Raw genomic sequence first — 12,125 nt, 5'->3', positions numbered from 1 at the left:
GTGTCGGGGGTGAATGGTCCGGCCTCGGTGGTGGTGGCCGGGGAGCCGGGCGCGGTGGAGGACCTGGTCTCGGTGCTGGAGATCCAGGGGGTGCGGTGTCGGCGGTTGGAGGTGTCCCGGGCGTTCCATACTCCGCTGGTGGAGCCGATGCTGGAGGCGTTCGCGGAGGAGATCGCCGGTGTCACCCACCGGCCGGGGCGTATCCCGGTGATCTCGGGCGTGACCGGCGAGGTCATGGGCGAGCGGCAGTGGGGTGCAAGTTACTGGGTGGAGCAGGCGCGGTGTGCGGTGCGGTTCGACCGGGTGGCGGGCTGGCTGGCGGAGCATGGGGTGGGCAAGGTCATCGAGATCGGGCCGCGGGGTGTGCTGACGGCCATGGTGCGCGAGACGGCTCCTGATCCGGCCGTGATGGCGGTCATCCCCAGCACCCGCACCCGACAGCCGGAGGTCGAGGCGTTCAGCACCGCCCTGGCCCAGGCGTATGTCGCGGGGGTCCAGCCGGACTGGAACGCCGTCTTCGCCGGGAGCGGCGCCCGCCGCATCGACCTGCCCACCTACGCCTTCCAACACCAACGCTACTGGCTGAAGGATGATGCGCCGGCCAACCAGCCCACCTCCTCGGCCGATGCGGTGGAGAGTGCCTTCTGGGATGCGGTCGAAGACCGGGACCTGGAGTCGTTGGCCGAAACGCTGGAGCTCCGCGACGAGCAGACTCAATCCTCATTGGGCAACGTCGTCCCGGCGCTGTCGGAGTGGCGTCGCCGTCGGCGCGAGAGTTCGCTGGTGGACGGCTGGCGGTATCGGGTCACCTGGACGCCGGTGCGTGAGGTCAGTGCCTCGGCGCTGTCGGGTACCTGGCTGTTGCTGACGCCCTCCGAAGGTGCCGATGAGGGTCTGGTCATGGGCTGTCAGGCGGCGCTTGCGGACGCGGGTGCCGAGATCCGGCGCTTGAGCGTCCCCGACACCGCGGTCACTGACCGTTCGGCTCTTATCGAGCTCCTCTCCGCAGAGGTTGCCGACGGCGACCAGCCGTCGGGCCTGGTCTCGCTGCTGGGGCTGGACGAGCGTCCCCACTCAGAGAGACTCTCGTACGGTGTCGCGGCCACGGTGACGCTGGTCCAAGCCCTGGCCGACCTCCGGACCGACTCCGACGCCGGTGACGGCGGCATCCCCGGTAGTCCGTTGTGGTGCGTGACCAGGGGAGCGGTGGTCACCGGCGACAACGACCCCACCCTCAGCGCGACTCAGGCGCAGCTATGGGGCCTCGGCCGCGTCGCCGCGTTGGAACACCCGCAGGTCTGGGGCGGATTGATCGACCTGCCGGACGCCGCGGACGAACGCGCCTGGCGCCGTGTGACCGCGGCCTTGGCCTCCGGCCAGGTCGAGGGCGCGCCCCAGGAGGACCAGGTTGCCGTGCGTGCCCGGGGTGCGTGGGCACGACGGTTGGCGCCCGCGCCGTTTGGCCGTGCCGAGCCGGTGCGGTCGTGGGCGCCACGCGGCACGGTGCTGATCACCGGGGGCACGGGTGCGCTGGGCTCCCGGGTGGCCCGATGGGCGGCTGACGGGGGCGCCGAGCATGTGGTGCTGGTGAGCCGTCAGGGCATGGGGGCGTCAGGTGCCGAGGAACTCGTGGCCGACCTCCAGGCTCAGGGGACCCAGGTCACCGTGGCCGCCTGCGATGTAGCCGACCGCCGGGCGCTTGGCGAACTGGTCGCCCGCACGCGTGCCTCCTGCCCGCCGATCCGAGCCGTGTTCCACACCGCGGGGTCGGGGCGGCCCGCCGCCCTGGCGGAGACCGATCTCGCCGAGGTGGCCGAGGTGTTGTCGGCGAAGGTCGCGGGTGCGCGGCATCTGGATGAACTGTTCGCGGACGAGCCGAGTGGGCCGGGCGAGTCAGGCGAGTCGGCCGGGTCGGATGAGCTGGCGCTCGATGCGTTCGTGATGTTCTCCTCGGTCGCCGGCACATGGGGGAGCGGAGGCCAAGCCGCATACGCCGCGGCCAATGCCTCCCTCGACGCGCTCGCCCTCTCCCGGCGGGTGCGGGGCCTGGCCGCGACCTCGATCGCCTGGGGGCCGTGGGCGGAAGCGGGCATGGCGACGCCTGACCATGTGGAGCAACGGCTGCGCAGCCAGGGGCTTGCCCCGCTCCCGCCCGAGCCGGCGATCGCGGCGCTGCGGCAGGCGCTCAGCCATGACGAGACGTATGTGGCCGTGGCCGATGTGGACTGGGAGCGCTTTCACGCCCTCTTCACGCTTGCCGGACCGAGCGCGCTGCTGAGCGACCTTCCGGAGGTCCGGGCGGCCATGGCCGCCCGGACCGCGGGGGCGGCCGACGAGGCGGGCTCCGGGGCGGGGACGCGTCTCGGGCAGCAGGTGGCGGAGCTGTCGGACGCCGAGGCGGACCGTCATGTGCTCACCCTGGTGCGCAACGAGGCGGCTGCCGTACTCGGGCACACCAGCCGCGAGGCCGTCGCGTCGCATCGGGCCTTCAAGGATCTGGGCTTCGACTCGCTGACAGCCATGGATCTGCGGACCAGGCTTGCCACGGCAACCGGACTGTCTCTGCCGGCCACGATGGCGTTCGACCATCCGACGCCCCAGGCGCTCGCCCGATATCTGATGGACAAGGTCTCGGGCGAACGGCGCCCGACCGGCGGGCGGGCGGCGGCCACGTCCGCGGTGACGCCGGCTGATGAACCGGTCGCCATCATCGGGATGGCCTGCCGCTACCCGGGAGGCGTGACCTCGCCGGAGGATCTGTGGGACCTGGTCCTCGACGGCAGGGACGCGATCTCGGGCTTCCCCACCGACCGGGGCTGGGATCTGGCGGCGATCTATGACCCGGATCCGGACCGCCAGGGCACCAGCTACACCCGTTACGGCGGTTTCCTCCAGGACGTGGGTGAGTTCGACGCCGGCTTCTTCGGCATCAGTCCTCGCGAGGCGCTGGCGATGGATCCCCAGCAGCGGCTGCTGCTGGAGACCGCCTGGGAGGCGCTGGAACGGGCGCGCATCGATCCGTTGGGCCTGGCGGGCAGCCAGACGGGGGTGTTCGTCGGCGCCTCGCCGTCAGGGTACGGCGTGGGTGCGGAGGAGACCGAGGGCCATTCGCTGGCGGGAACGGCGGGAGGCGTGGTCTCCGGTCGGGTGTCCTACTCCTTGGGGTTGGAGGGACCGGCGGTCACCGTGGACACGGCCTGTTCCTCGTCACTGGTGGCGCTGCACCTGGCCGCGCAGTCGCTGCGGGGCGGCGAGTGTTCGCTGGCCCTGGCCGGTGGCGTGATGGTCATGCCGAGCCCCGCCGGGTTCGTCGAGTTCAGCCGGCAGCGGGGCCTGGCGGTGGACGGCCGGTGCAAGGCGTTCTCGGCCGAGGCCGATGGCACCGGCTGGGCCGAGGGGGTGGGTGTCCTCGCGATGGAGCGCCTGTCCGACGCCGTGCGCAACGGCCACCAGGTGCTGGCCGTGGTGCGCGGCAGCGCGATCAACCAGGACGGCGCGTCCAACGGGCTGACCGCGCCCAACGGGCCCTCGCAGCAGCGGGTGATCCGGCAGGCGCTGGCCGGCGCCGGTCTGACGGTGGCCGACGTGGACATGGTCGAGGCGCACGGCACCGGCACGACGCTGGGCGACCCGATCGAGGCGCAGGCGCTGCTGGAGACCTATGGCCAGGAGCGTGAGGAGGGGTGGCCGCTGTGGCTGGGGTCGGTGAAGTCGAACATCGGCCATGCGGCCGCGGCGGCCGGTGTGGCGGGCGTCATCAAGACGGTGATGGCGATCCGGCACGGCGTGATGCCGAAGACGCTGCACGTCGACGAGCCGTCGCCGCACATCGACTGGTCGGCCGGGGCGGTGCGACTCCTGACCGAGCCGGTGGAGTGGAAGGCCAACGGTCGGCCTCGCGGGGCGGGCGTGTCGTCGTTCGGCATGAGTGGCACCAACGTGCACGTGATCCTGGGCGAGGCACCGGCGCACCGGGGCCTGGCCGAGGCAGGCGGATCGGCCGAGGACGAGCAGCATCCTGATGGGGCCGAGAGTCCCGAAAGTGCCCCGGGCCTGGTGGCGGCAAGCGGGGTGGTGCCCTGGGAGGTGTCGGCGCACAGCGCCGCGGCCCTGGTGGCCCAGGCGCGGCGGCTGCGCGACTTCGCCGAGGCGGAGCCGACGGCGCACCTGGCGGAGATCGGCTGGTCGCTGCTGACCACCCGGGCCGGTCAGGAACACCGTGGCGTGGTCCTCGCCCGGGACCTGGACGGGATGCTCGCCGCCCTCGACACGCTGGCCGCCGGCAAGGAACTGCCCAACGTGGTGCGCGGCCGGGCCCGTTCCGGCGACCGAACGGTGATGGTCTTCCCCGGTCAGGGCTCGCAGTGGCCGGGCATGGGCCGTGAACTGCTGACCGTCAGCCCGGTGTTCGCACAGGCCATCGCCGCGTGTGAGGAAGCGCTGGCGCCATATGTGGACTGGTCGCTGACCGAGGTCCTGCGGGAGGGCGATGAGGCGCTCCTGCGGCGGGTGGATGTGGTGCAGCCGGTGCTGTTCGCGGTGATGGTGGCGCTGGCGCGGTTGTGGGAGTCGATCGGTGTCCGGCCGGATGTGGTGGTGGGGCACTCGCAGGGCGAGATCGCCGCGGCGCACGTCGCGGGTGGGCTGTCGCTGGAGGACGCGGCTCGGGTGGTGGCGCTGCGCAGCCGGGCGCTGGTGTCGCTGTCGGGCCGGGGTGCGATGGCACAGGTGGCGCTGGGCGAGGAAGCGGCGGCGCGGCTGGTCGGGCCGTGGCAGGGACGAGTCGAGGTGGCGGCGGTCAACGGACCGGCCTCGACCGTCGTCTCCGGTGAGACCGCGGCGGTGGCGGAACTGCTGGCGCGGTGCGAGGCCGACGGGGTGTGGGCGCGGCGGATCGAGGTCGACTACGCCTCGCACGGCCCGCAGGTCGAGGAGATCCGCGACGAACTGACCCAGGCTCTCGCGGGGATCACCCCGGTGGCCTCGCGGGCCGCGTTCCACTCCACGGTCACGGGCGAGGTGGTGGACGGTGCCGAGCTGGACGCCGCGTACTGGGTGCGGAACCTGCGCGAGCCGGTGCTCTTCCACCCGGTGATCGAGGCGCTGGCCGGGCAGGGATACGGCGTCTTCATCGAGGCCAGCCCGCATCCCGTGCTGCTGCCGGGCGTTCAGGACACCCTGGAAGCAGGCGGCGGCACAGCGGATGACGTGGTGCCGGTCGCGGTGGGGACGCTGCGACGCGACGAGGGTGGGGCCGAGCGGTTCCTGGCCGGCGTGGCGCAGGCCCACGCCGCCGGCCTGCCGGTGGACTGGGCGCGGATTTTCGCCGGTGCTCCCCGCGGTCAGGTGGAGCTGCCCACCTACGCCTTCCAGCGGAGCCGTTACTGGCTGGACCCCGCCGACTACCGTGGTCCGGCCGGGGCCGGCGCGGCGGCCGGTGCCGGGGCTGCCGCCGAGGATCCGGCGGCGAGCGAGTTCTGGCGGGCGGTGGAGGAGAGCGACCTGGACTCCCTCGCCGCTGAGCTTGATCTCGCGGCGGAGGTGGACCGCTCCTCGCTGGCCGAGGTGATGCCGTCGCTGTCGGCCTGGCGGCGGCTGCGGCGCGAGGGCTCGCTGGTGGAGTCCCGCTGTTACCGGGAGGCGTGGGTGCGCCTGGCCGACAGGCGAGCGAACCTGTCCGGCACCTGGCTGGTGGTGGCGCCATCGGCCGGCGCGGCGGCCGGCGTCGACGAGGCGCTGGTGGCCGCGTGTGAACGCGCCCTCGAGTCGCGTGGCGCACGGCCGGTGCGCGTCGAGCTGGACACCGCTCAGCCCCAGCCCGAGCGTGCCGGGTGGGGCCAACGGCTGGTGGCCGCCGCGGACGGCTCGGTGGAAGGCGTCGTGTCGCTGCTGGGGTTCGACGAGCGGCCGCATCCGCGGGTGGCGCACGTCTCCCTCGGCCTGACGAGCGCGGTGGTCCTGTTGCAGGCGCTGGCCGACGCCGGTGCCGAGGGACCCGTGTGGTCCCTGACGCATGGCGCGGTGGCCGCCGGAGAGGCGGACCGGCCGCCGTCCGCCGCCCAGGCCCAGGTGTGGGCCATGGGCAGGGTCGCGGCGCTGGAGCACCCCCGGCTGTGGGGCGGGCTGATCGACCTGCCGGAGACCATGGATGACGGGGCGTGGGAGAAGGCGACCGCGCTGCTGGCCGACCGGGACGAGGACCAGGTGGCGGTGCGTGGCGACGACACGTGGGGACGGCGCGTGGAGCGTGCCCGGCCCCGCGTGTCCGGACACGGGCGGGACACGTGGCGTCCGCGCGGCACGGCGTTGGTCACCGGCGGCACCGAGCCGTTCGGCACCCGGGTGGCGCGGTGGCTGGTCGACGAGGGAGCACAGGATCTGCTGCTCGTCAGCGCCGAGGGCCTGGACGCCCCGGGCGCCGCGGCTCTCCAGGCCGAGTTGACGGACCGGGGAGCCACGGTGACGGTGGCCGCCTGCGATGTCGCAGACCGGCAGGCGCTGGCGGAACTGGTCGCCGAGGCCGAGCAGCGGGGGCCCGCGGTCCGGACCGTGATCCACGCCGCCACGGAGCTGGAACTGGGCGGGCTGGCCGGGGCCAGCCCGGAGCACCTGGACGCGAACGGCCGCACCAAGGTGCTGGGTGCCCGGCATCTCGACGAGATCTTCGGCGACGCACCGCTCGACGCCTTCGTGTTGTTCTCCTCCGTGTCGGCGTTCTGGGGCAGCCGGGATCACGCGGCCTATGCCGCTGCCAACGCCTCCCTCGACGCGCTGGCGTTGCAGCGCCGGGGACGCGGGCTGGCCGCGACCTCCGTCGCCTGGGCCGTCTGGGACTTCTTCGGTGAGGAGAACGAAGGGGGCGAAGGGATCGGGAAGGGAGCCGCGGCACAGGCGGCCGAGGTGCTCGGTTCGCTGGAGCGTCAAGGGCTGCCCGCCCTCAAGCCGGCCTCGGCGCTCACGGTTCTGCGACATGTGATCGACCACGACGAGGCGTGCTTGGCTGTCGCGGAGGTCGACTGGGAGCGTTTCGTGCCCACGTTCACCTCCCAGCGGCGCAGCGCGTTCCTCGACCACCTTCCCGAAGCGCGACGCGTGGTGGACGCGGCAGCCGCGGAGGGGGAGCACGACGCGGAGGCCGCCGCGGCCCTGCGCGAGCGGCTGGCAGGGCTGAGCGAGTCCGCGCGCCGGCAGGCTCTGCTCGACCTCATCGGCACGCATGTGGCGGCGGTTCTCTCCCACGACGCCTCGTCGATCCCCGACGAGGGCAGGCCGTTCCGCGATCTCGGCTTCGACTCGCTGACCGGTCAGGAGCTCCGCAGGCGGCTCAGTGCGGCCACCGGCCTGAAGTTGCCGGCGACGCTCGTGTTCGACCACCCCAATGCGGGCGCGCTGGTCGAGCGCCTCCTCGGCGAGCTGTTCGCCGAGGAGGCGATGGACATCGTCCTGGTGCAACGGGAACTGGACCGCTTCGGGGCGGTCATCTCGCGGGCCGCCGAGGCGGGGTTGCGAGACCGGGAGGTCGCCTCCCGGCTTCAGGAGATGCTGGATCTGTGGAAGGGCGGTCACGCGGCAGGGAACGGCGGGGTGTCGGCGGCCGAGCAACTGGGGGAGGCGAGCGACGACGAGATGTTCGCCTTCATCCGTGACCAGTTGGGGAAATCCTGACGCGAGCCTGGCGCCGTGCCCCCCTGTTGTTCGGGTCCGGACCGTGGACTCGCGCTCGGGGTGGTCGACGAGGTCATCGACCCGTCGCGGCCCCGGACCTGGTGGCGGAGGTCTTCGCCGCCGCATCACGCACGGGAACGTCCCGCTGTGGGAGTCCGGGCAAGAGTTGGAACGGCAAGTCAAGAGGATGAGGATGATCATGGACGACAATGGCGCTCCCAACGTTTTCCTCAGCGGCGGCTCTCGTGCGGCGATCGCCGACGAGGAGCGGCTGTGCTACCTACCGGATCTCGACGTGGCCAAGGTCAGCGTTCTGCGCGGCAATTGCTACGAGCACTTCGAGGCCAGTTCCGAGACGACCCTTGTAGACGGCCGCGAACTGCGGGTCTTCGTGTGGACCCGCCGCACGTACGTGGCGGAATGACGCGTGATGGACGCGACGCGCACCGGAACCGAGTCGGCGGCGGAAGTGGTACGACCTGAGCCGTCGCCGTCGTGATCCATGCGCCCACGGCCGCCGGAGACACGGTGGCCGTGGGCGAGCCGCCGCTTGTCCTCGAACCGCTGAAGGAGCCCCCCGCTCCAACCGGGAACCGAGGCCGATCCCGGCGCCTTCCCGTCGGACCCCGCGACGCGGTACAGGAGCGCGACTCCTCGCGGTGATCGGCTTCAGCTCTGGGGGAGGCAGGCGGAAAAAGCTGCGGTGCCGCCCGTCAGGGAGAACCTACGAGGGGAGCCCCTGTAGCGGGATGGCCTGCCCTACTGGAGTTCGCTGAAGCGTTCGGTCGCTCGGGTGCGCCCGGCGACGATGATGGTGTCGTTTGCTTCCACGACGGTTTCAGGGGTGGCGTAGGTGAAACCTTCGCCGGGGCGTTTGATGGCGACGACGGTGATGCCGTAGCGGGAACGGACGGCGCTGTCGGACAAGGGGAGGCCGATGATGTCGGCGGGTGGGTTGGTTTTGACCATGGCGAAGTCGTCTTCGAATTCGATGTAGTCCAGCATGCGGCCCCGTACGAGGTGGGCGACGCGCTGGCCCATGTCGTGTTCCGGGTAGACGACGTGGTGGACGCCGAGCTGGGTGAGGATGCGGCCGTGGGCTTCGCTGGTGGCTTTGGCCCAGACGTTCTCGATGCCGAAGGAGATCAGCAGCGAGGCGGTGAGGATGCTGGCTTCAAGGTCGGTGCCGATGGCGACGACGGCGCGGTCGAACTCGTGGACACCCAGCTGGCGAAGGACTTCCTCCTTGGTGGAGTCGGCCCGCACGGCGTGGGTGAGGGAACCGGAGAGGGCCTGGACGACTTCGGCGCTCTCGTCGATGCCGAGGACTTCGGTGTCTTCGTCGACGAGTTCCAGGGCCAGGGCGCGGCCGAAGCGGCCCAGGCCGATGACGACGACGGATCCCTCTGATCCCCTGCGACGCTTCATGAGGGTGGTCTTCCTAGCCAATGACGGGTCGCTCCTCGGGCAGGTCGTACAAACGGACGCGCTGGCGCAGGGCGAGCGCGGAGGCGACGGTGATGGGGCCGAGCCGGCCGATGAACATCAACGCGATCAGCAGTATCTGCAGGCCGGGGTGCAGGTCGGCGGTGATGCCGGTGGACAGGCCAACGGTGGCGAAGGCGGAGGTGACCTCGAACAGTGACTGGTCCAGGGTGTAGTCGGTGAAGACCATGAAGGCCAGGGTGGAGAGGGCGACGGCGGCCACGGACAGCAGCACCACGGTCAGGGCCTGACGCTGAAGGTCACCGTGCAGGCGGCGGTGGAAGATGTTGACCGCGCCCTCGCCGCGGATCTCGGCGTATACGACGAAGGACAGCACGGCGAACGTGGTGACCTTGATACCGCCGGCGGTGCCGGCGCTGGCGCCGCCGATGAACATCAGCACGTCCGTGCCCAGCCAGCTGGCGGGGTTCATCTGGGAGGTGTCGATGCTGTTGAACCCGGCGGTGCGCGGCGCGACGCCCTGAAAGAAACCGGCCAGCAGTTTCCCGGGGGCGTCCAGGGGGCCCAGGGTGGCCGGGTTGGACCATTCGATCGCGGTGATGAAGGCGCTGCCGCCGACCAGGAAGATTCCGGAGACCCAGAGCACGATCTTGGTGTGGAGCGACCAGCGGCGCGGCTTGCGGAATCGGCGGCGCAGCTCGAACAGCACGGGGAAGCCCAGCCCGCCGGCGATGACAGCCAGTGCGATGGGCAGGCAGATCCATGGGTCGGTGACGAAGCCCATCAGGCTGTCGGAGTACAGGGCGAATCCGGCGTTGTTGAACGCCGAAATGGAGTGGAAGACGCCCAACCACACCGCTCGCGGCCAGGACTCGCCATAGGCCGTGGCGAACCGCAGGGCCAGCACCAGCGCGGTGACCGCCTCCAGCAGCAGGCTGACCTTGACCACACCGGTCACGACCGCTCGGACATCGCCCAGCCCGAGGGTCTTGGTCTCCGCGGCGGCCGTCAGGCGCGCTTTGAGGCCGATGCGGTGGGAGACCAGCAGTACCAGCAGGGAGGCGAAGGTCATGATGCCGAAGCCACCCACCTGGATGAGTGCCAGGATCACCACCTGCCCGAATCCACTCCAGTAGCCCGGGGTGTCCACCACGGCCAAGCCGGTCACACACACCGCGGAGGTGGAGGTGAACAATGCCTCCAGCACACTGGCGCCACCGGGCCCGGTCCTGGCCACCGGCAGCATCAGCAGACCGGTCCCGGCCGCGATCGCCGTGGCGAAGCCGGCCACGACCACCTGCGCCGGATGCCGAAGGCGTGGCCACCGCCGTATCACCACAACAAGCCCTCCGCCCTGCGGACAGGCATGACGATTATTCGCACTGGGAGACGATAGACAACGTTCACACGGTTCTCGGCATCGGACCCTGCCCTCCGCCCTGTGCCGTGTCCAGGCTTGTGTGACGTGCCCTCGGAACAGCCCCCTGTCCGATCGAGGCCTGGCAGGCGGTCCGCCCCGACCAGCCCGACATCCTTGATCCGAAGACCAACGAGCGCGTGGACTTCCTGTTCGCCTTCCGCGCCCGCCGGGTCTCCAAGCACTACATCAACGGCACGATCATCCCGATGCTCTGCCGCAAGGCTGGCGTCCCCACTGCCGACGTCCGCGGCAACATCACCAGCCACCGGGCCTGCTCCACCATCGCCAGCCAGCTCTACAACGCCAAAGAGCCCATGACCCTGTTCGAGCTCCAGGAATGGCTCGGACACCGGACTCCCGAAGCCACCGCCCACTACGCGAAGATCACCCCGAACAGGCTCGCCCGGGCCTACAACGACGCCGGCTACTTCGCTCGCAACGTCCGCACCGTCGAAGTCCTCGTCGACCGAGACGCCGTCGCGTCCGGCGCCGCCGCAAACGGCGACCCCTGGCAGTACTGCGACCTCGGCCACGGCTGGTGCACCTACACGTTCTTCGAGCAGTGCCAGCACCGCATGGCATGCGCACGCTGCGACTTCTACACCCCGAAGGCATCCAGCAAGGGCCAACTTCTGGAGGCGAAGGAGAGCCTGCAGAAGATGCTCGCCGCCATCCCCCTGACCGACGACGAACGCGCCGCAGTGGACGACGGGCAAGCCGCACTCGACCAGCTACTAGAGCGACTCACCGACGTCCCCACGCCGGCTGGGCCGACTCCTCGGCAGGTCGGAATCCCAGCTCAGGCCACCCTGCTGCCGGTCATCGAGATCAACCGGAAACCGACCGGGCAGTAGTGCTCAGTGGCCAAGCCGGTGTCGGACGTAGTTCGGGTGGGCCGCGCCGACCTCGATGCTGTTCTCGTCGAGGCCGTTGACGATCCGCAGGCAGCTACTGGCGAAGGTGAACTCCACCGCCACGGTTCCTGCCGCCAGGTCACAGTCGGCTGGTTGCCATTCGAGAAGCGTGACCTCACGCAGTTCGTGGCCGACGCACAGTTCGAGGTGTTCGTCGCTGTGAGACCACCGGGGCGTGAGCTCGGACGACTCCCACCCGGTGATGGTTGCCGTGGTGTCGATGGAGTCCCAGCCGATCGAGAGTTCGTCGAGCTTCCAGTGGCAGACCTCCACCTGGATGCCGTCGAAGTCCAGCACCACAGGGCAGTCGGCGAACCAGTCCCCGTCTTCGGCGAACCGCACCAGCGCGAACCCCGTCAGCCGTCTACCGGCGAGCGCCGCCAAGCGCGCTCCGTGCGCCTGCCGAATCGCGTCGACCCCGATCAGGAAGGACGACTCAAAACCAGAGATCCCCATGTTCACAGCACATGAGTCTCCCGGCCTTTGAACCAACCGGCCAGCACATATCGACCAGGCGGATCTCCGACGGCACTTGACAGGTCGGATTCCACAGAACCGTGTGGGACCGCGTCTACGCGTTCTGGCGGCGCTGGCGCGACAAGGGATGGATCCAGGAACTGCACGACCGGCTGCGTGACCGGGTCCGTCAGGCCGGGGGGCGGGATCCGGAGCCCACCGCG

The 12,125-nt window shown here is 70.9% G+C and carries 6 protein-coding genes; 3 read left to right on the top strand and 3 right to left on the bottom strand.

What is annotated here, in order from left to right; translation table 11 throughout:
* Both ADY01_RS38400 and ADY01_RS24800 read left to right on the top strand, forming a co-directional pair.
* Entirely contained in the window at positions 1–7,665 is a 7,665-nt protein-coding gene (locus tag ADY01_RS38400) for a type I polyketide synthase (RefSeq protein WP_107081814.1), read from the top strand.
* 193 nt (positions 7,666–7,858) lie between these two features.
* Complete coding sequence (locus tag ADY01_RS24800; protein ID WP_234320397.1) at positions 7,859–8,089, top strand: DUF5988 family protein; 231 nt, start codon at positions 7,859–7,861, stop codon at positions 8,087–8,089.
* Positions 8,090–8,424: 335 nt separating this feature from the next.
* On the opposite strand, the gene ADY01_RS24795 is transcribed toward ADY01_RS24800, so the two are convergent.
* Both ADY01_RS24795 and ADY01_RS24790 read right to left on the bottom strand, forming a co-directional pair.
* On the bottom strand, positions 8,425–9,093 hold the full coding sequence (locus ADY01_RS24795) for a potassium channel family protein (RefSeq protein WP_049577938.1): 669 nt from the start codon (positions 9,091–9,093) through the stop codon (positions 8,425–8,427).
* A 13-nt stretch (positions 9,094–9,106) separates the two neighbouring features.
* Positions 9,107–10,447, bottom strand: a complete 1,341-nt coding sequence (locus ADY01_RS24790) for a TrkH family potassium uptake protein (RefSeq protein ID WP_049577936.1) — start codon at positions 10,445–10,447, stop codon at positions 9,107–9,109.
* Positions 10,448–10,668: 221 nt separating this feature from the next.
* Here ADY01_RS24790 and ADY01_RS24785 point away from each other — a divergent pair, with 221 nt between their 5' ends.
* Positions 10,669–11,385, top strand: coding sequence for a hypothetical protein (locus ADY01_RS24785; RefSeq protein ID WP_234320395.1), 717 nt, complete (start codon positions 10,669–10,671; stop codon positions 11,383–11,385).
* Between the two features lie 3 nt (positions 11,386–11,388).
* Here the strand turns inward: ADY01_RS24785 and ADY01_RS24780 are convergent, their stop codons facing one another.
* Positions 11,389–11,901, bottom strand: coding sequence for a hypothetical protein (locus tag ADY01_RS24780; RefSeq protein WP_063784343.1), 513 nt, complete (start codon positions 11,899–11,901; stop codon positions 11,389–11,391).
* Positions 11,902–12,125: the final 224 nt, after the last annotated feature.

The sequence above is a fragment of the Streptomyces sp. SBT349 genome, from assembly GCF_001083795.1.
GTDB lineage: Bacteria > Actinomycetota > Actinomycetes > Streptomycetales > Streptomycetaceae > Streptomyces.
Note: the sequence above shows the minus strand (reverse complement) of the source record. Positions and strands in the feature narration are given on the sequence as shown.